Source organism: Mycolicibacterium neoaurum ATCC 25795, from assembly GCF_000691525.1.
GTDB lineage: Bacteria > Actinomycetota > Actinomycetes > Mycobacteriales > Mycobacteriaceae > Mycobacterium > Mycobacterium neoaurum.
In genome coordinates this window covers 26,035-44,976 of the sequence record NZ_JMDW01000022.1, presented here as the reverse complement: position 1 = coordinate 44,976, position 18,942 = coordinate 26,035, and the positions used below count along the sequence as shown (strand labels likewise).

The window sequence follows — 18,942 nt, the reverse complement described above, 5'->3', positions numbered from 1 at the left end:
CCCGTGCCCCGGTCGGTGGACTTAGCCATCGACGCACCCCGGGGTGGCAAATCTAGGTCATTCACTCGTCGAAGAACTTCCTGAGGTTTGCCACACTTGCACGACCACGTAAAAACCGTGATTGAACAGCGGATATAGCCCCGCGATGCGTATTGTTCGGTTCGCTCAGCAATTTTTACGTAGGCGTCAAACCAGGAGTGGGGGAGCAATCGATGACGGTGGACGGGACACAGGAAGCGCATCCGGACTGCGTGGGTGAACGCCGAGCCCAGCAAGCACGGCTGTGGCTCGGCGCGGGCGCGATGACCCTGGGTATGGGAGCCGCGATGCTCGGCGGCGCGGCCATCGCGGCCGCCGACTCGCCAGATGCACCCTCGGGTACCACCCGCACCGGTTCCTCCGACAGCTCCGATTCCTCGTCGTCCTCCGATGCGGGATCGACCACCGCGGGACCGGGGAAAGGCAGCGGCGGATCGTCGCGCGAGACTGTCGGCTCTTCACCGGACGATTCCGAAGACAGCTCCGGAACGCGCACCAAGGACGACGCGGAGCAGTCCGACGACTCCGACGACAGCTGGGGCGAAGGGTTACCCACCCGTGGTTCGGGTCTCGACGAGGACGATGCAACCGCCGAGGAGACCATCGGCGGCTCCGAGGAGACCGGCTCCGAAGAAGTCATCCCCGAGGAGACCGTGGCCGAGGCGGTCACCATCGTCGAGGAGAACAACCCGACCGGCACCTCGAACGAATCCACCGCCACACCGCAACCAGCCGCTGCCAATTCCCCGGTGATCTCGGACGGCTCATCGGCGTCCGCGCCACCCGAACCCGAAAGCACTCCCCTCCTCACGCCGGCGGTCAACGACAGTGGGCTGAGCACCATCACCGGATCCGCGGGCGCCAGTTTCTACACGCTGGCCTCCACCTCGAGCGCCGTGGGGCGCGCGGCGGCGCTGTCTCCGGCCGCTGTGCCTGCCGCTGCGGTAGCGCAGGCGAGCAACCCGTTCGGCCTGCCCACTCCCGAAGAATTGCTGCGCGGGCTGCAGGAACTCGGCACCAATCTGTACTTCGCCGTGATGAACCAGCTCTACGGGTTCCAACGCAGTCTGACGGCACTGCGCGACGATGTGATCGGCATCCTCGGGTTCACCCAGGAGGTGATCACCAGGTCGCTGCCGTTCGGTAATCCGACAGGCAATGCGCAGTACTTCGTGCAGGCCGACGACTACCTCTCCGCCGCGCTGGCCACGGTGGCCATGGCTTACGCGCAGTTGACTCAGGGCACGGTAGATCTGCAGGGCTTCCTGACCGCCGCGTCGAACACCGCAAGCCTGGTCAAACCCGGCACGATGGTCTACCTCGGTCCCGGCATGCGGATCGTCTACTGGACTGATAGCTATGAGGTGTTGCAGGACAAGGATGTTCGCATCATCATCCGAAACTACGGCACCGACCAGGCGAGCAAGGCGTACAACGACCTCACCAACGGCCTGACAGACCCGACCAAGGCCATGATCGTCGCGATCAACGGTCCGATATCGGTCGGCACGGGCGTCCGCCAGAAGACGGTCGTCGTCATCGGTGTCGACAATGTCAACGGAACGGTCACCATCAACGATCCCACCCGGGATGACGGGCAGGGCCTGGTCCTGAGTTACGACGAGTTCATGGACGCCTGGGGGCCGAACAATTATCAGCTGGTCACCACCCAGCTCACCAGTTCGCCGAACGTGGCACCGGACGCGTCCGAGACCAGGTGGGTCTGGTCGCTGCCCTCGATTCAGCAGATCGGCTCGCGAGTCGCCGCGGCGTTCGTGCACCAGGTTCAGGTTTTCCAGGAGAGCATCACCGACCTCAGCAACGATCTGTCGCTCACCTTCGGCATCACTCAGCCGGAGCCCATCGGCCCGCCATCGGCCGGTGATACCGAGTACGGGAATTACCTTGGCAACTATCAGTACTGGAAGTACCAGGGCAACTTCGGCACATGCGCGCTGATGGCCACCTCCGCCGTCATCGCCCAGTTGACCGCAAATGGCATGCCGGTCGACATGGATGCGATCGCGGCCGAGGTGCAGCAGCTGGCGGAGACGCTGCCCAGCGGTATAAGGGTCGGTATGCCGATCTACACCGAGGGAAAGGGTGGAACCTTCTCCGCAGACGTCATCACCCTGCTCAACAAATTCGGCATCAACGCCGACTACACCACGTATCTCAAGACCGAAGGATCGCTGGCACTGGATAATATGACCGCCGCCCTGGACCAGGGCCAGTCGGTGATCGTCAGCGTCAACAACAAAGTGATCTACGACGCGTGGAACAAACAGTTCTTGGGTGAGAACTGGGCGCGGTTCCGCGACGGTCTGGACGTATCCAATCACGCCGTAACCGTGCTCAGCGTCAACATGACCAAGGGCGTCGTCTATCTCAATGACAGCGCATTGCGTAACGGGCAAGGCCTGGCCGTGCCACTCGATCAGTTCATGAAGGCCTGGGAGACAGGAAACTTCTCGCTGACCACCGCCGAACGGGACAGCAGCGCCGCGGGCTGAGGTCGAGTATTTCGCTGGCGGGTGATGGGGCAATTCATGCCGCGTCACCCGCCTGATCTCGCAGCCAGCCGCACCGCATCCCGGTCACTCCACTCCAGTCAAGGATCCTCATGTCTTCCCGCACAGTCCGGCTCACCGCAGCCGCCGCGATCACCGCAACCGCAACCCTTTTCGCTGTCCCCGGTGTGGCGGTGGCAGACCCGTTCGACGATGACGACGGCACCGTGCAGGTCGACTCGCCGCCCGCGGAGGAGCCTGCAGAAGAACCACAGCCAGAGCCGGAACAGCAACCCGAGCCGGAGCCTGCCCCGGAGCCACAACCCGCACCGGAACCCGAGCGTGAGCCGCAACCGGAGCCTGCGCTGGGCTCGGCGCCGGATCCCGAGCCAGACCAGGCCGGTGAGACCGGCGCTCAGCAGGACGATCCGAGCACCCCCTCCGACGCCACCGGTGCAGACCCCGAAACATCGCCAGGTGCCGATGATCCGGCGCCCTCCGAGCAGGCGCCCGACGCTGACAACACCCCCGACACCAACCCCGACACCGCCTCCCCCGATATCGCCGATATCGATGCCGACGATCTGGAGACGGCAACACGTGCAGAACCCGAATTCAGCGAGGCCACCGAAGCATCGGTGACGCAGATCGAGCAGCTGCAAAGCCTCGTCGAGTCGGAATACCTTTCGGAATCCAGTTCGGTCGTCACTCAATGGGACTCGTCCTGGGTTCAGTACACCCAGTGGTATCAGCCGATGCTGATCAGTCCGTATCGCACCCCGGTGACGATCGCCTACGTCGCGGACGGGCGGCCGTACATCACTGAGCTCGCGCCGCTGCGGCCGACGGTTCTCACCGTGCCGCAGGCGGGCGTGCACAGCTTCACCGCGGTGGTCAACGATCCGGCCGGCCGGGTGACAAACGTGTCGGTGGGTAGCTTCTCCGGTGGCGGCTACGTACCCGCACCCGGTCAACCGCCTCCCCCCAAGCCCGCCGTGCCGACAACCTACGAAAACGTGCTGGTGTCCTTCAAACTCGGCGACGCGTCGTACAAGCCTGTGGTCGTCAAGAAGGTGGTCGACCTCGGTGACGATCCGGCTCGGTCGCTGACCAAGGTGCTGCTCGATGAGGAGACACCGGCCTGGGGCACCTGGGGACCCACCGACTCCGGGCGACGCAGTTTCACCGTCTCGCTGACCGACCGCCTCCCCGGATTGAGCACACCGGGAACCGACCTGCCGCCCGGCTACCGCCTGCAGCCCGCGGAACGCAGCACCGCGGAGAAGGCGGACTCGTCGACGCCGGTGCTCGCCTGGGTCGCTGCTGGACTCGGTGGCATCGCAGTGCTGGCCGTGATCGGCGCCGTGGTGAGCGCTCGGCGACGACGCCAGGGTTGATCGGAGGGCGTGCGAATTCGATTCACCAGCACCGAAAGGTAGTCCGTGTGGGGTGGAGCGATTCAGGGCGTTGACATGCAAGTGGCCGCTTGCATAACATTCGGTGGGTGGGTGATGTCTTCAAGGCACTGGCAGATCCCACACGCCGCACAATCCTCGACGAACTGACCGAACGCGACGGGCAGACCCTCTTCGAGATCTGCGCACGGCTGGCGTCCAAGCATGGACTCGGCTCGTCACGACAGGCGATTTCGCAGCATCTGGATGTCCTGGAAGAGGCCGGTCTGGTGAAGACCAGACGTGAAGGTCGTTACAAACTTCATGACCTCGACACAACTCCGCTCATAACGATCGTCGAGCGATGGCTCGACAAGCCCGATACCCGTTCGACAGCACGGAAAGGATCACCGTGAGAATCACATTGGCCAGCGTTTTCGTAGACGATCAGGACAAGGCGCTGCGGTTCTACACCGAAGTCCTCGGATTCCGACCGAAACATGATGTGCCGATGGGTGACCACCGGTGGATCACCGTGGTGTCGCCGGAGGATCAGGGCGGCACCGAACTCGTCCTCGAACCCGACGAACACCCTGCGGTTCGGCCGTTCAAGGAGGCGCTGGCCGCCGACGGCATCCCGTTCACGGCATTCGCCGTCGACGACGTCCATGCCGAGCACCACCGACTGAGCGAGATGGGCGTGTCGTTCACCCAAGAACCGGTGAGCATGGGGCCGGTCACCACGGCCGTGCTCGACGACACCTGCGGCAACCTCATCCAGATCCAGCAGACCGCCTGAACCCGTCACGGGCATACCCCTCAGTCGGGGAAATCGGCGCTACGAGAAAGCGTTTCGTTTCTGCGCAGCTCTGCCAAGGTCTGCTCCAGCGCATCGATCACAGCCTCATATCCACCGTTGCCCAGCACCAGACGCCGAGGCGGCGGGTCCTGAGCCATTGCGGCGATCACCACACGGGCACCGCGATGTGGATCACCTGGCTGAACACCGTCCATCTCGACGAAGGTCGCACGAACCTGCTGGAGCATGTCGTGATACTCCGAAATCGGTTCGGCGACCGGCTCGTTGGCGAATCCGGCGTAGGCGTTCGTGCGAAAGGCGCCCGGTTCCACCGCCAACACCGAGATGCCCTGCCCGGCGACCTCGGCACGCAGCGCGTCGGTGACCGCCTCGATGGCGAACTTCGTCGCGCTGTAGTAGCCGAACCCGACTGCCGACACCAGGCCTGCCACCGAGGAGACGTTGATGATCCATCCGTTTCCGCGGGCACGCATCCCCGGCAACACCGCACGCGTCACGGAAAGCACTGCGAAGAAGTTCAATTCGAACATCGCCCGCAATGCGGACTCGTCCATGCCCTCGATCGATCCGTACCAACCGCGGCCGGCATTGTTGACCAACACGTCGATACCGCCGAACCGCTCCTCGGCGGCTTGCACCGCGCGCTGCACCTGCGCGGCATCGGTGAGTTCCAGCGGGACCACGAGAACCCGATCCCCATACTGATCGGCCCAGTCCGACAATTCCTGCGGGCGCCGGGACGTGATCGTCACGCGGTCCCCCGCCTCCAGCGCCGCCTCGGCGAAGGCCATTCCGAAGTTGCCGGGCGTCCCGCCGGTGATGAACCACCGCCTGCTCATGGCTCACACACCAACCGGCTGATCGACTCGCCGTCGACGGTGAAGCGGAAGTGCAGGTCGACGACGCCACCGGGGAAGTCGCCCTCCAGATGCTGAGTCACGTCAACACCGGTGTCGGTCGTCCTCGCTCCGACGAACTCTGAGGTGTAGGTGAACTCACCGGCCGATGCGGTCAACCAGGCACCGATCTCATCGCGGCCCGTGTAATCGCGGCCCTCGTCGGTCACCACGGCGTCGGCGGTGAAGGTGTCGACCGCTCGGCCGTCCTCCGGGGTGGCGTGGGTGGTCATGAACGTCTTTACGGGGTCTGGGAGTGCATCCCATTCGGTTGTGGTCATGACACCACCGTCGGGCTTCCCGTTAGGGGAAAGTCAAGCCGTTGTCGATATCGCGCCGCGGCCTTGACCTTGCCCCACGGGCAACCATCAAGATGGCCTTGTCCGCCATGTGGGCGGCCGACGATAGAGGAGGACGCTGTGGGCGCACAGGTCTCGATCGGTGACTTCGCGGTGATGACGAGTCTGAGCAGGAAGGCACTGCGCCACTATCACGACATCGGCATCCTCGAACCCGCCCACATCGACCCCTACACCGGCTACCGCTTCTATGACACCAGCCAGGTCGATCACGCGCACATCATCCGCCGATTCCGATCCCTGGGCATGTCCATTCCCGATATCAAGGCACTGTTGAGCACCGAGGATGCCATCGCCCGCACCGAGATCATCACCACCCATCTCGAACAGATGGAAGCGCAACTGCAGCAGACCCGAGACACCGTCGGTGCGCTGCGTGAATTGCTCTCCCCCGTCAAGCCTCCGGCAGAGGTTGCCGTGCGTCAGGAATCACCGCTGACCGTGTGGTCGGTCGGCGGCACCATCGATGTCTCCGATATCGACGATTGGTTCTCGGCATCGCTGCAGCAACTGCGAACTGCCGTCGCGGCGGCCATGGGTACGCCGACCGCGGTGAGCCCGGGCGGCCTCTATGAACGAGCACTGTTCCTCGAACAGCGGGGCAGCGCAACGATGTTCGTGCCCGCACCGGCATCGGCGGAACCTCCCGAGGGAATCGATGCCACCACCCTGCCGAAGTCCGAATTCGCGGTACTCACCCATAAGGGGGGTCACGACGGCATCGACCGCAGTTACGCCGCGTTGGGGATCTATGTCAACGAGCACCTGATCAGTGGCCAGGGACCGATCCGCGAGCACTACATCGGCAGCACTCTGGCAGAACCGACAGCGTTCACGGCCACCGAGATATGTTGGCCGATCTTCAGCACCACTGCGGCGGTGGACTGACGGCGTCGTCTGTCGACACTCACGACCACGGGCTTTGGTGATGGGGAGCCCGAACGTTTCAGCCAGATTCTGACCGATATAAACGCAGGCACGGCTCCACGTAATCGACACTCCGACCAAGCGCGGCAAGTTCGGTACCGGTGCGCACCGCGGCCAGCTGGTCGAACTCGGGCTCGTCGCAGTTTGTGACGAAGTCGCGCACATCGGCCAACTCACGAACGTCCATATCGGCGGCCCGGAAGCACATGCCCACATTGTGATGGTCGCCGCGGCATACGGCCCACAACTTCAGGGTTCGGGGCTCCCGCCACAGCCCGGTTTCTTCCAGCAGTTCGCGCGAAGCCTCGGTCGCGAGATGGTCGATATCCAGTGGCGCGCCGGTCGGCGGCGGTGTCACGGAACCTCCGGGAAACTGCCAGAGCCCTGCCTTCGCCGTGAGCGGACCGGCTCGCCCGACAAGCACCTTTCCCCCGAATGTGGGCACGAGGACAGTCACGAACAGTGTGGAGATGCGATGCCCAAACCGTCTCAGCGCCAGCGTTCGGTAGGTGCTCGGCGACCACCACACGACCATCCGACTCGATATGGCTTCCAACGAGCAGCGCTCGACCAGCACCAGCGGACCGTCGAAGAGTCCTGGATTCCGGCGGGTGGCGGCATCGAATAATCGATCGGCTGCCTGCGCCTCTTCATGCGCTACGCGTGGCCCGTCACCCCTTTCGAACTGCAATTCAGAGGGCTGTCCGACCCAGACGCGATCATCGCCGATCAATCCAAACTCCTCCATCACACGCGTTCTCAGAAGCGGCGGGTACATACGACGACCTGAACGTCATCGTCGTACAGGATGAGCCCTGGATCGTCCGGCTGCCGCGCTCTCCACGCGACGTCGTAACGGTCGAGGAGTGCCAAGTATCCGTGGACTCGCTCAAGCACATCTCTTGCATCGGCCTTGAACCAGCAGGTGGTCAAGGGGGTTGAGGGTGCGGTCGAACAGCGTTGGATCGACTGTCGCCGGGTCTGGGTAGGCGGCATTGAGCCAGTCGTTGCTTTCCCGCCACCATGCTCGATCGCGCGGGCTGAGACGATGCGATTTCGCCAGTCCGAAAACCCCGGTGTGGTTGCCGCAACTGTTCGCCACCGCCGATTCATAGCGAAGGTAGAGCGACATCGCTTGGCTTCTCCTGCCGGTCGGTGCAGCCTGGCAAAGGTCCGAAAAGCTTTCGCATCGGCATCATTCGCTGAATCTTGTACAGCCATGCTAAGCCGAGATGACACCGATCACTATCGGTGATCCATACTGACCAAGCGATGCACCTAAGACCGAGCATTCCGAACGGCAACTACATCACCCCGCCGCGTCCCGTCGACGTCGCCCGATTCGTTCCTGAGCTCGCGCGGTTCGCTCGCTCCACCACCCGACTGCACCCCCGCCCGGCAGTGCCGGCGGCACAACAGAGTTCGATCGGCGGACCGATGCTGTGGCCACGCGCGGAACCATGGCCGACGTGTACCGCTCCCTACTTCCATTGGAATCTCGACACTCTCGGGTCCGAGCCCGAATATCAGCACTTGCACGCCGCTCCCAACTCACTGATTCCGGTACTGCAGTTGTTCGCGTCCGACGCACCGACCATTCGCTTTCCCGATGACGCCGATCTGTTGCAGCTGCTCTGGTGCCCGGTGATCCACGCACACGTACCCGGCCAGCCCGACGCCTATGCGCCCGCGATCACGCTCCTGTGGCGCAACTCGGCGGCGCTGTCCGCTGTCGCAGCCACCCCGGCACCACCCGTCGATTTCGAGCCAGAATGCATCCCTCGCCCGTGTGCACTCCATCCTGAGGTGGTGCCCGAGTATCCGCTGGACCTCCCAGACGCGCTGTGGGATCGAATAGGGACGATAGAGGACGCAGGATGGGGACTCGATCTGAACTATGCAGACGACTTGTCGGTGGCACCGGGTTGCAAGGTAGGGGGCTGGCCGAAGTGGCACGCCATGGATCCATATGCCATCCCGTGCCCGGACTGCGGCACCCCTCGTGAACTCCTCATCTGCCTCGACACCTACGAACGAGGACACGGCGCAAGGACATGGAGCGTTCAAGATGGTCTCGGATCGGACATCGACTCGGACCAACCGACGGGGCTGGTGGTCGGCCGTGGCGGGGATGTTCAGATCTTCAGCTGCCCCGAAGATCCCCGCCATCCGATTCACGTTCTCGTGCAGGGATGAGCGTGTCAACCGCTCTGGTTTGCGAGAACGCCCAGGGCCAACGACTTCAGTTCTGTGGTGCGCGAGGGGGGACTCGAACCCCCACGTCCGAAGACAATGGCACCTAAAGCCATCGCGTATGCCATTTCGCCACTCGCGCTCTACCGGTCAGACTACCGCCTCGCACCAGGGGAGTTTTGTCGGACGTCTGCCCTAGCGTCGTCATCAACGAGGGGGGCTTCGTTATGCGCACGCAGGACGACTTCATACAAGTCCGACGACTCGTCGATGCGGGGATGAACGACTGTGCGATATCGCGCGCAACCGGGGTGCCCCGGACCACTGTGCTGCAGTGGCGAAATCGGCCGCCGCGACGCTTTGTCGAGCCGTCCGACTGCACGGCACACGATTACTCAACTCTTCCCTCCGTCCATTACGCATACCTGCTCGGCCTCTACCTCGGGGATGGCTGCATCTCACGCATGGGCCGCGTGTGGCGCCTGCGCATTGCGCTGGATACGAGGTATCCCGACATCATCGAAAGCTGTCGGCTTGCCATTGACGCCCTTATGCCCGGTCAGCACGCGCACGTGGCGAAACAGAAGAGCAACTACGTGGTGGTCGGTCTGTACTCCAAGCACTGGCCGTGTGTGTTTCCGCAGCATGCTCCCGGCCGCAAGCACCTTCGTCCGATCGTCCTGGAGCCGTGGCAACAGGCCCATGTCGACGCCGCCACCGAGGAGTTCGTCCGTGGCCTCATCCACAGCGACGGGTGTCGGGTGGTCGCCAACGATCGCGGGGTCGCCAGCATCCGCTATCACTTCACCAACCACTCGACCGATATCCGCAATCTCTTCTGCGCGGCCCTCGATCGGCTCGGCATCCCGTGGACCCAGAACAGTCGCTACGTCATCGCCGTATATCGCAAGGCGGCGACCGCACGACTCGACCAGTTCATCGGGCCCAAGACCTGAGACCGGCGGGCGGTAAAGTTGACCCATGTCCACTACACGACGTAGGAGACCGGCGCTCATCGCGCTGGCCACCGTCGGTGCCACCGGCTGCATGCTGCTGGCCTGGTGGCAGTGGACCCGCTACGAATCGAACTCGGGCACGTTCCTGAACCTGGGATACGCCCTGCAATGGCCGATGTTCGCCGCCTTCTGCGTCTACGCCTACTACAAGTTCGTCAGGCTGGAGGACGCGCCACCGACCTACGAGGAGCCCGCGGACACCAGCCGCGCCACCGAGATCCCCGCCGGCCTGCTCCCCGAGCGTCCGGCCGCCGCGTCGACCGTCGATGACGACCCCACCCTGCGCGAATACAACGCCTACCTGGCCGAGTTGGCCAAAGCGGACACCCCCGAGGACAGGAACACCAGATGAGCACCCCCGAAAGCCAGGAAACCCGAACCCCCGCTGTTCCGCTGCCCTCCATCCAGAAGGCGCTGGCGAGCTACCGGGTACTCGCGTGGACGACCGGCCTGTGGCTGATCGCGTTGTGCTACGAGATGGTCATGAAGTACGGCTTCAACGACGACTCGCTGAGCTGGATCGCGGTCGTACACGGCTGGGTGTACTTCGCCTACCTGATCGCCACGGCGAACCTGGCCGTCAAGGTGCGCTGGCCGTTGGGCCGCACGCTGGGCACCCTGATCTCCGGCACCGTGCCCGTGTTGGGCCTCATCGTCGAGCACTTCCAGACCCAAGACGTGAAGAAGCGGTTCGCTCTGTAGCCACCGTCGGGCGCACCGCGGGTATCAGCAGCGCGCCCACCGCAGACACGGCCGAGACCGCGGCGGCGACGATCAGGGCAGCCCGGAAACCGTCGAGGGTCGGCACCTCGTGACCGCCGGCCGTCATCGTCATCCCCGCCAGGATCGCCCCGATCACCGCGCTGGAGATCGAGGTGCCCAGCGACCGCGCCAGTGCGTTGAGACCGTTCGCAGCGGCGGTCTCCGACAGCGGTACCGCGGCGTTGATCAAGGCAGGCATCGACGCGTAGGCGAAGCCGACCCCGATGCTGACCAGGACGTTGAGCACCAGCACTTGCGGACCACCGCCCAGGAGCCACAACCCGGCAAGGTACGAACCGGCGATCACCACGCACCCGACGCACAGCGTGAACCTCGGACCGCGGGCTCCGGCCACCCGCGCCGCGAACGGGGCCACGAGCATCATGGCGATCCCACCCGGGGCCATCCACAGCCCGGCTTCCAGCATCGACATGCCCAACCCATAGCCGGTCTCGGCAGGCAGTTCGAGCACCTGTGGTGCGATCAGCGAGAGCGCGAACATCGCGAACCCGACCCCGACCGAGGCGATGTTGGTGATCAGCACCGGCGGGCGCACCGAGGTGCGTAGGTCCACGACCGGCGAATCGAACCGCAGCTGCCAGGCGACGAAGATCGCACTGACCACGATCGAGGATCCGAACATCCCGATCGTCACACCGGACGTCCAGCCCCAATCACGCCCCTTGGTGATACCCAGCAGCAGAGTCACCAGTCCGGCCGCCAGCAGGAGCGCGCCTAGCGGGTCGAGGCGGTCCGTCGAACTGGCAGGCACCGCAGGCACCAGCGTGGCGAAGAGCACGAGCAGCACGACTCCGATGGCCGCGGCGAACCAGAACAGCGCATGCCAGGAGAGGTGTTGGGCAATGGCCGCCGATAGTGGAAGCCCGAGTGCGCCGCCCACCCCGAGCGACGAACTCATCAACCCCATGGCGCTGCCGACCCGCTCGGCGGGTACGGAAGCTCGCAGCACGCTGATGCCCAGCGGGATGATGGGGATGCCGAGGCCCTGCATGCCGCGACCGATCACGAACGGGATGAGGGTGGTGCTCGACGCGGCGATCACCGAGCCCGCGATCAACACAATCGCGCAGGCGATCAGGATCCGTTTCGGGCCGTACAGATCACCGAGCCTGCCGAACACCGGCGTGGCCACGGCCGCAGTGAGCAGGGTCGATGTGATCGCCCATGATGCGTCAGAAGCGCTGGTGTCGAGCAGCTTTGGCAATTCGGGTATCAGCGGGATGAGCAGTGTCTGCATCAGCGAGACGCTGATCCCGGCAGCACACAGCACCGCGATCAGCACACCTGGATGGGCCGCCGAGACTCTCCGGAATGGCCGCGGCCGATCGACTGACACCACGCCCGGGAGCATTACACGTTAGCTGCGCTATGCAAAATCCCGATGGTGGTCCGGCTCGGAACCGCCGGCGATCAGGCCAACGCGCGCAATTGCGGCACCAACAACGTCAACGCCCGGCCACGGTGCGAAGCGGCGTCCTTCTCAGCGGCCGACAGCTGCGCCGCCGAGCGTGAGGAGTCTGCGGGCACGAAGATCGGGTCATATCCGAAGCCCCCGTCACCACGCGGCTCTCGGGCAATCGTGCCCGCCCATTCACCGCGCACCACGGTCTCCCCCGCCGCGGAGACGAGCGCACATGCCGAGACGAAGGCCGCGCCGCGCCGGCCGTCGGGCACATCGCGCAACTGACCGAGCAACAGCTCGAGGTTGGCGCGGTCATCACCGTGTGCACCGGACCACCGCGCCGACAACACCCCGGGCATCCCGTTGAGTGCGTCGACGGCCAGCCCGGAATCGTCGGCGACCGAGGGCAATCCGGTCGCGGCGAACGCATCGCGGGCCTTGGCCAGCGCGTTCTCCTCGAAGGTGGCACCGGTCTCGGGTGCCTCGTCGAACTCGGGGACCTCGGACAGTGATACCAATTCCACGCCGTCGATTCCGGCCGCGTCGAGGACCCGGCGGAGCTCGGCCAGCTTCTTGGCGTTGCGAGAGGCAACCAGTAACCGGGTCAGCTTCCGAACACCTTCTTGGACGGGCCGCTGGGCTCGGGCAGCACGCCCGGATAGGGCAGCTCCAGTGCCGCCCGCTGGATGGCGAACAGCTCCTCGCAACCGGCGAGCGCCACGTCCAGCATCTTGTCCAGCGTCGTGCGCGGGAAGGTGGCGCCCTCACCGGTGCCCTGGATCTCGACCAGGGTTCCGGTGTCGGTGGCGACGACGTTCATGTCGACCTCGGCGCGGGAATCCTCGGTGTAGGGCAGGTCCAACCGGACCCGGCCGTCGACCACACCGACCGACACCGCGGCGATGGCACAGGACAACGGGCGCGGGTCCGACAACTTGTCGGCCGCGGCCAGGTAGGTCACGGCATCGGAGAGCGCGACATAGGCGCCGGTGATCGCGGCGGTGCGGGTACCGCCGTCGGCCTGCAGCACATCGCAGTCGATGGCGATGGTGTTCTCACCGAGCGCGCCGAGGTCGATACACGCCCGCAGCGACCGGCCGACGAGCCTGCTGATCTCCTGCGTGCGACCGCCGACCTTGCCCTTGACCGACTCGCGGCCCGAGCGCTCATGGGTGGCCGCCGGCAACATCGCGTACTCCGCGGTCAGCCAGCCCTGTCCGGACCCCTTGCGCCAACGGGGCACCCCCTCGGTCACCGAGGCCGTGCACATGACGCGGGTCTGGCCGAACTCGACCAATACCGAGCCCGCCGGATGGGAGGTGAAACCGCGGGTGATGACCACTGGCCTCAGCTCGTCGTCAAGCCGGCCGTCTTCTCGTCTGGACACCGTGCAACCCTAACGCGGAAGCCCGACGGGCAGCTCAGTGGCGGGTCACGTCGATGACTTCGCCACACACCACCGCGTGCACCGGGCCGTCGAACTCCGCCTTGGCCTCGCTGATGACGTCCTCCCGCGACGTCCACGGCGGGATATGGGTCAGCAGCAGTTTCCCGACTCCGGCACGCGCCGCGATCTGACCGGCCTCGGTGCCCGACAGGTGCAGATTGGGCGGCCGCTCCGGGGAATGCGTCCAGGACGCCTCGCACAGGAACACGTCGACACCGCGCGCCAGTTCGACCACCGCATCGCAGATGCCCGTGTCGCCGCTGTAGGCGAAGGTGACGCCATCGCGATCGGTGAAGCGCATGCCGTAGGACTCGGTGGGGTGACACACCAGCCGCGGTTCGACCGTCAGGGCCCCGAGCCGCACTGCCTGACCGTCGACCCAGGGCTGAACGTCGAAAATATCGGAGACATCGTCGATCTCGCCGCCCTCGGGCGAGGATGCCGCGCCGAGCCGCTCCCAGGTGTGCGACGGACCGAACAACATGGCCCGCCCCTTGGGCGGGGACGGGTGATACCGGCGCCACACGAACAGGCCGGGTAGATCCAGGCAGTGATCGGCATGCAGATGCGACAGCAGGACGTTCACCGAGCCGGGGTCGGCGTACCGCTGCAGGGCGCCGAGCACCCCGCCGCCGAAGTCCAGGACCATGGGCGCGGTGTCGGGCTCGGTCAGCAGATATCCGGACGCGGGCGAATCGGGGCCGACAACACTGCCGGAACAACCCAGTACGGTGATTCGCACAGCACTAGCTTGCCACGTCGGTCAGCGGCGCGACGAAAGCATGACCGCATTCAGCGACAAGATTCATTTTGTGTCCGCACCGTGATGCACGACATGGCTCACCGGTCGGCTCAGGATCGCAGCGCTGTCGGGCCGGTGCGCGCGGTACGGGCCTTGCGCTCGGGGCCGGACAGCACGTAGGCGGCGATCAGCCCGGCGACCGCCCCGGACAGATGTCCCTGCCAGGACACTCCCGGCGCACCGGGGAGCACCCCGAACAGGATGCCTCCGTACACCAGCGCGACGATCACCCCGACCACGATCTCCCAGGCCTTGCGACTGAAGAATCCGAACACGATGAGAAAGGTCAGCCAGCCGAAGATCAACCCGGACGCGCCGATGTGGTTGGTGGTGCACTGGATCCCCACATAGGGGCAGTGCGCGCCGATATTGCCGATCAGCCAGGTGCCGAACCCGCCGAGCAGCCAGATGATGGCGGTGGCCCCGAGGAAGCGCCCCATGCCGGCCAGCGTCATCAGGAAGCCGAGCACCAGCGCGGGCACGGTGTTGGCGATCAGATGGGGCCAGCCGCCGTGCAGCAGCGGCGCCCACAGGATGCCCCACAACCCGTCGGTCTGCAGCGGGCGAATCCCGTCCTGGTCGAGACGATGGCCGAGAACGGTGTCGATGATCTCCATGACGTAGAGCAGCGCCACGAAACCGACGATCGTGACACCGCCGACCACCCATGCCGGCCGATTCTTCGGTGACCGGGTGTCCGGGAGATTCATGCCCACTCGTTCATGCCCAGAGTTGCCCTTCCAGTGCGTCTTCCGCATCGTCCAGGCTACCGGCGTAGGCACCGGTGGACAGATACTTCCATCCGGCGTCACAGATCGTGAACGCGATATCGGCGCGCTCGCCGGCCTTGATGGCCTTGGCGCCCATACCGAGTGCGGCGTGCAGGATGGCGCCCGAGGAGATACCCGCGAAGATGCCCTCCACCTGGACCAGCTCACGGGTGCGCTTGACCGCGTCGAACGCGCCGACCGAGTAACGGGTCGTCAGGATCTCGGGGTCGTAGAGCTCGGGCACGAAACCCTCGTCGATATTGCGCAGCGCGTAGACACCTTCGCCGTAGCGCGGTTCGGCGGCCACGATCTGCACCCCGGGCACCTGCTCACGCAGGAAGCGGCCGGTGCCCATCAGGGTTCCGGTGGTGCCCAGACCACCGACGAAATGCGTGATCTCGGGCAGATCGGCCAGCAGCTCCGGACCGGTGGTCTCGTAGTGCGCGGCGGCATTGGCCGGGTTGCCGTACTGGTAGAGCATCACCCATGAGGGATTCTGTGCGGCAAGCTCTTTGGCGTGCGCGACAGCGGTGTTCGAACCGCCCTCGGCGGGCGAGAAGATGATCTTGGCACCGTAGAGCTCGAGGAGTTGACGTCGCTCGATCGAGGTGTTCTCCGGCATCACGCAGATCATCTGGTAACCCTTGAGCAGGGCCGCCATGGCCAGGGAGATACCGGTGTTGCCGCTGGTGGGTTCCAGCAACGTGTCCCCCGGCGTGATCAGTCCATCGCGCTCGGCCTGCTCGATCATCCGCAGCGCGGGCCGGTCCTTGATCGACCCGGTGGGGTTGCGGTCCTCCAGCTTGGCCCACAACCGCACATGCGGGCCGTCGGCGCCGTCCTCCCAGCGCGGTGACAGCCGCTGCAAGCCGACCAGCGGGGTGTTCCCCAGGGCTTGCAGCAGCGAGTCGTAACGCACGCCTAGCCGCCTGCGACGGCGGGCAGGATCGTGACCGAGTCGCCGTTGCCGATCGCGGTGTCCAGGCCACCGGAGAACCGGACGTCCTCGTCGTTGACATAGATGTTGACGAAGCGGTGCAGCTTGCCCGCATTGTCGGAGTCGATCAGACGCTCCGAAATCCCCGGATAGTTGGATTCCAGATCGGCGATGACGGCCTGCAGGGTCTCGCCGTCGGCTTCGACGCGCTTTTCCCCGCCGGTGTGGGTGCGCAGGATGGTCGGGATGGACACGGTTACGGACACGGTGGCCTCTCTCAGGATTCGTAGTTCTCGACGATGCTGACTGGTTCCTCGGTGACGACGCCGTCGAGGATGCGGTAGCTGCGCAGTTCGTGCGCTTGCGGATCACGCGTCGAGACCAGGACGTAGTGCGCGTCCGGTTCGGAGGCGAAGGAGATATCGGTACGGCTCGGGTAGGCCTCGGTCGCGGTGTGCGAGTGGTAGATGACGACCGGGACCTCGTCGTTGTCATCCATCTGGCGCCATACCTTGAGCTGTTCACCGGAATCGAACCGGTAGAAGGTCGGGGACCGCTCGGCGTTGACCATCTGGATGAAACGCTGCGGACGATCCGAACCCTCCGGACCGGCGATCACGCCGCAGGCTTCGTCGGGATGGTCGGCGCGCGCGTGGGCCACCATGGCGTCCACCAGGTCGGCGCGGATCACCAGCACGTCAGGACTCCGTCTCTCTTGCAGATGCGAACGCTCCGGGCAACAGGCCACGGTAGGTCGGTATTCCGGCGAGCGACTCGGCGGCCAGCACGCCGACGAGGACGGCACGGGCCAGACAGTCCGCGGCGGCCGCCCCCAATGCGGTGACCAGCGCGGTCTCCGGGGACATCGCGGCGGGCACCTTCTCCGAGGGCGGCACCTGCACCGCACCGGTGGCGAGGGCGAACACGGTGTCACCGTCGACCGGGGTGTGGGCCGGCCTGATGGCATGCGCCAGCCCGTCCTGGGCGGCGATGGCCAGCCGCCGGCATCCCGCGGGGCTCAGCTCGGCATCGGTGGCCACGACGGCGATGGTGGTGTTCAACGGGCTGCTCTTGGTGTTCAGCGCCGCGAACTCGGCGATCTGTTCTTCCGGCGGGGCACTCAGGCCGAAGAGCGCGGTCAGATCGGACATCCAGGGCAGACCGGTGGCCGGATCGATGACATTGCCACCGGAGTTGACCGCGACGATGGCCCCGACCGTCACGCCCAGATCGGGCAGCTCGATCGAGGCGGTGCCCAGTCCGCCCTTGAGCACGCCGGCACGCGCACCGGCGCCGGCGCCGACGTTTCCGACCGCGACACTGCCGTCGACCGCGGATTCCACAGCGGCATAACCGAATTCGGCGGTGGGACGGCACCCCCAACCACCGACCGGCAGGTCGAAGATAACCGCGCCCGGGACGATCGGCACCACGCCGCCGTCCATCGCGACACCGCGCCCCTGTTCCTCCAGCCAGGTCATCACACCATCGGCGGCGGCCAGCCCGTAGGCACTCCCGCCGGTGAGCACCACCGCGTCGACGTGACGCACGCTGTTGGCCGGGTCGAGCAGATCGGTCTCTCGGCTCCCTGGCGCGCCACCGCGACAATCGACCGCACCCACGGTGCCCGCCGGCGCCAGCACCACGGTGCTGCCCGCAGCCCAGCCCGACCCCAGGGTGACATCGTCGTCGATGCGGTGATGATGCCCGACGCGGATTCCTGCGATATCGGTGATGGCGCCGAACTCGGTCATCGGCTCTGCCCCAGGAGCCCGAGCACGAGATACTCCTGCAACACCGTCAGCCACTGGTACACGTCCAGATGCCCGGCCATCGGGTGCCCGACCGGCAATTGGTCCAACCCGCCGGGGCCGATCTCGAGCATGGAGCCCAGCGCCAACCGCACATCGTTGACCGCCGACGCCCACGCCTGAGCATCGTCCTCGGACAGCTCGAATTTGCCACCGCCCTCCGGCAATGTCTCAAGAAGACGTTGCGCGGCTTGGCGTTTCGCGTCGATGATGGTCGGCTCGTGCAAGCTGCGCAGCGCGCTGTTGAGACTGTCGGCTGCCGACGAGCCCGCCGGGTGCTCGGTGCGGGCCCGGTAGAAATCGGGCAGCAGCCGCTTCATCGTCTCGTCCTCGGGGGGCGCCGAGTGGCCGGTCTTGATGCCGGTGAGTTCGCTGAGTTCGTCGGTCGGAGCGGCGGATTCACGGTCGTCGAGCATCCCGGTGAGCGAGGCGACCAGATTACGCAGCAGATCCGCTTCGTGCGGGGCCAGCGATGACCGGAATCGCGGACCGTCGGCGCCCTCGAGGCGTTTCCATTTGCGCACGGGTCAGCGGTCCTGCTGCATGGTCGCCCACAGGCCCGCCGAATGCAGCTTGGTGACGTCGACCTCCATCGACTCCCGGCTGCCGGAGGACACCACGGCCTTGCCCTCGGTGTGCACCTGCATCATCAACTTGGTGGCATGTGGTTCGGAGTAGCCGAACAGCTTCTGGAACACGTAGGTCACATACGACATCAGGTTCACCGGGTCGTCCCACACGATCGTCACCCAGGGACTATCGGTCGCATCGCGACTCTCGGTGGCCTCGTCCTCACGGGTACCCGGCCGAGTCCGCGCTGGGGTAACCATGCCCGA

The 18,942-nt window shown here is 65.5% G+C and carries 24 protein-coding genes and 1 tRNA gene; 9 read left to right on the top strand and 16 right to left on the bottom strand.

Annotated elements, in window-relative coordinates; genetic code table 11:
* The first annotated feature begins 212 nt into the window (after window positions 1-212).
* From IC40_RS0124440 to IC40_RS0124425, 4 genes are all read left to right on the top strand, one after another.
* Window positions 213-2,552 (top strand): C39 family peptidase, encoded by a 2,340-nt coding sequence (locus tag IC40_RS0124440; protein ID WP_138158199.1) that lies wholly within the window; start codon window positions 213-215, stop codon window positions 2,550-2,552.
* Between the two features lie 110 nt (window positions 2,553-2,662).
* Window positions 2,663-3,946: a hypothetical protein gene (locus IC40_RS27925; protein WP_051644433.1), complete on the top strand. Its 1,284-nt coding sequence runs from the start codon at window positions 2,663-2,665 to the stop codon at window positions 3,944-3,946.
* Window positions 3,947-4,053: 107 nt separating this feature from the next.
* Window positions 4,054-4,359, top strand: a complete 306-nt coding sequence (locus tag IC40_RS0124430; protein ID WP_030137289.1) for an ArsR/SmtB family transcription factor — start codon at window positions 4,054-4,056, stop codon at window positions 4,357-4,359.
* Window positions 4,356-4,742, top strand: a complete 387-nt coding sequence (locus IC40_RS0124425) for a VOC family protein (protein WP_030137288.1) — start codon at window positions 4,356-4,358, stop codon at window positions 4,740-4,742. The genes IC40_RS0124430 and IC40_RS0124425 overlap by 4 nt, the downstream gene beginning before the upstream one ends.
* Before the next feature lie 20 nt (window positions 4,743-4,762).
* Here the strand turns inward: IC40_RS0124425 and IC40_RS0124420 are convergent, their stop codons facing one another.
* Both IC40_RS0124420 and IC40_RS0124415 read right to left on the bottom strand, forming a co-directional pair.
* A complete protein-coding gene (locus IC40_RS0124420) occupies window positions 4,763-5,602 on the bottom strand; it encodes an SDR family NAD(P)-dependent oxidoreductase (protein WP_030137287.1) in 840 nt (279 codons plus the stop codon).
* A complete protein-coding gene (locus IC40_RS0124415) occupies window positions 5,599-5,940 on the bottom strand; it encodes a nuclear transport factor 2 family protein (RefSeq protein ID WP_396868941.1) in 342 nt (113 codons plus the stop codon). The genes IC40_RS0124420 and IC40_RS0124415 overlap by 4 nt, the downstream gene beginning before the upstream one ends.
* Before the next feature lie 138 nt (window positions 5,941-6,078).
* On the opposite strand from IC40_RS0124415, the gene IC40_RS0124410 reads away from it, so the two are divergent.
* On the top strand, window positions 6,079-6,906 hold the full coding sequence (locus tag IC40_RS0124410) for a MerR family transcriptional regulator (protein WP_030137285.1): 828 nt from the start codon (window positions 6,079-6,081) through the stop codon (window positions 6,904-6,906).
* Between the two features lie 58 nt (window positions 6,907-6,964).
* Here IC40_RS0124410 and IC40_RS0124405 read toward each other — a convergent pair whose 3' ends face one another.
* Together IC40_RS0124405 and IC40_RS26685 are read right to left on the bottom strand one after the other, a co-directional pair.
* Window positions 6,965-7,693 carry an NUDIX hydrolase gene (locus tag IC40_RS0124405; RefSeq protein ID WP_051644432.1) on the bottom strand — a complete coding sequence of 243 codons (729 nt, stop codon included), beginning with the start codon at window positions 7,691-7,693 and terminating at the stop codon, window positions 6,965-6,967.
* Window positions 7,694-7,834: 141 nt separating this feature from the next.
* Window positions 7,835-8,077, bottom strand: a complete 243-nt coding sequence (locus IC40_RS26685; RefSeq protein ID WP_234411684.1) for a hypothetical protein — start codon at window positions 8,075-8,077, stop codon at window positions 7,835-7,837.
* Window positions 8,078-8,217: 140 nt separating this feature from the next.
* On the opposite strand from IC40_RS26685, the gene IC40_RS0124395 reads away from it, so the two are divergent.
* On the top strand, window positions 8,218-9,141 hold the full coding sequence (locus tag IC40_RS0124395; protein WP_234411683.1) for a hypothetical protein: 924 nt from the start codon (window positions 8,218-8,220) through the stop codon (window positions 9,139-9,141).
* A gap of 55 nt (window positions 9,142-9,196) precedes the next feature.
* Here IC40_RS0124395 and IC40_RS0124390 read toward each other — a convergent pair.
* A tRNA-Leu gene (locus IC40_RS0124390) sits at window positions 9,197-9,280 on the bottom strand.
* Window positions 9,281-9,710: 430 nt separating this feature from the next.
* On the opposite strand from IC40_RS0124390, the gene IC40_RS28385 reads away from it, so the two are divergent.
* Genes IC40_RS28385 through IC40_RS0124375 form a run of 3 tightly spaced genes read left to right on the top strand, consistent with a single transcriptional unit; the run spans window position 9,711 to window position 10,856 of the window.
* On the top strand, window positions 9,711-10,094 hold the full coding sequence (locus tag IC40_RS28385; protein ID WP_234411682.1) for a hypothetical protein: 384 nt from the start codon (window positions 9,711-9,713) through the stop codon (window positions 10,092-10,094).
* A gap of 25 nt (window positions 10,095-10,119) precedes the next feature.
* Complete coding sequence (locus IC40_RS0124380; RefSeq protein WP_030137281.1) at window positions 10,120-10,506, top strand: hypothetical protein; 387 nt, start codon at window positions 10,120-10,122, stop codon at window positions 10,504-10,506.
* Complete coding sequence (locus tag IC40_RS0124375) at window positions 10,503-10,856, top strand: DUF3817 domain-containing protein (RefSeq protein WP_030137280.1); 354 nt, start codon at window positions 10,503-10,505, stop codon at window positions 10,854-10,856. The genes IC40_RS0124380 and IC40_RS0124375 overlap by 4 nt, the downstream gene beginning before the upstream one ends.
* On the opposite strand, the gene IC40_RS0124370 is transcribed toward IC40_RS0124375, so the two are convergent.
* From IC40_RS0124370 to clpS, 11 genes are all read right to left on the bottom strand, one after another.
* A complete protein-coding gene (locus tag IC40_RS0124370; RefSeq protein ID WP_051644431.1) occupies window positions 10,804-12,288 on the bottom strand; it encodes an MFS transporter in 1,485 nt (494 codons plus the stop codon). The two genes, IC40_RS0124375 and IC40_RS0124370, sit on opposite strands and share 53 nt — an antisense overlap.
* A 59-nt stretch (window positions 12,289-12,347) precedes the next feature.
* Window positions 12,348-12,947 (bottom strand): RdgB/HAM1 family non-canonical purine NTP pyrophosphatase, encoded by a 600-nt coding sequence (gene rdgB / locus IC40_RS0124365; RefSeq protein ID WP_030137278.1) that lies wholly within the window; start codon window positions 12,945-12,947, stop codon window positions 12,348-12,350.
* A complete protein-coding gene (gene rph, locus IC40_RS0124360; RefSeq protein ID WP_030137277.1) occupies window positions 12,944-13,726 on the bottom strand; it encodes a ribonuclease PH in 783 nt (260 codons plus the stop codon). The genes rdgB and rph overlap by 4 nt, the downstream gene beginning before the upstream one ends.
* A gap of 34 nt (window positions 13,727-13,760) precedes the next feature.
* Window positions 13,761-14,528 carry a cyclic nucleotide-degrading phosphodiesterase gene (locus tag IC40_RS0124355; protein ID WP_030137276.1) on the bottom strand — a complete coding sequence of 256 codons (768 nt, stop codon included), beginning with the start codon at window positions 14,526-14,528 and terminating at the stop codon, window positions 13,761-13,763.
* 110 nt (window positions 14,529-14,638) lie between these two features.
* The gene (locus IC40_RS0124350; protein ID WP_030137275.1) at window positions 14,639-15,298 is read right to left on the bottom strand and encodes a rhomboid family intramembrane serine protease; all 660 of its coding nucleotides are present in this window, start codon (window positions 15,296-15,298) and stop codon (window positions 14,639-14,641) included.
* 10 nt (window positions 15,299-15,308) lie between these two features.
* The gene (locus IC40_RS0124345) at window positions 15,309-16,277 is read right to left on the bottom strand and encodes a cysteine synthase (protein WP_030137274.1); all 969 of its coding nucleotides are present in this window, start codon (window positions 16,275-16,277) and stop codon (window positions 15,309-15,311) included.
* A gap of 2 nt (window positions 16,278-16,279) precedes the next feature.
* Complete coding sequence (locus tag IC40_RS0124340) at window positions 16,280-16,561, bottom strand: MoaD/ThiS family protein (RefSeq protein WP_030137273.1); 282 nt, start codon at window positions 16,559-16,561, stop codon at window positions 16,280-16,282.
* Between the two features lie 11 nt (window positions 16,562-16,572).
* The gene (locus tag IC40_RS0124335; RefSeq protein ID WP_030137272.1) at window positions 16,573-16,992 is read right to left on the bottom strand and encodes a M67 family metallopeptidase; all 420 of its coding nucleotides are present in this window, start codon (window positions 16,990-16,992) and stop codon (window positions 16,573-16,575) included.
* A gap of 1 nt (window position 16,993) precedes the next feature.
* A complete protein-coding gene (locus IC40_RS0124330; RefSeq protein WP_030137271.1) occupies window positions 16,994-18,049 on the bottom strand; it encodes a P1 family peptidase in 1,056 nt (351 codons plus the stop codon).
* Entirely contained in the window at window positions 18,046-18,630 is a 585-nt protein-coding gene (aosR, locus tag IC40_RS0124325; RefSeq protein ID WP_030137270.1) for an oxidative stress transcriptional regulator AosR, read from the bottom strand. Before aosR ends, IC40_RS0124330 begins: the two co-directional genes overlap by 4 nt.
* Before the next feature lie 3 nt (window positions 18,631-18,633).
* On the bottom strand, window positions 18,634-18,936 hold the full coding sequence (clpS, locus tag IC40_RS0124320; protein ID WP_023986089.1) for an ATP-dependent Clp protease adapter ClpS: 303 nt from the start codon (window positions 18,934-18,936) through the stop codon (window positions 18,634-18,636).
* Window positions 18,937-18,942 lie beyond the last annotated feature (6 nt).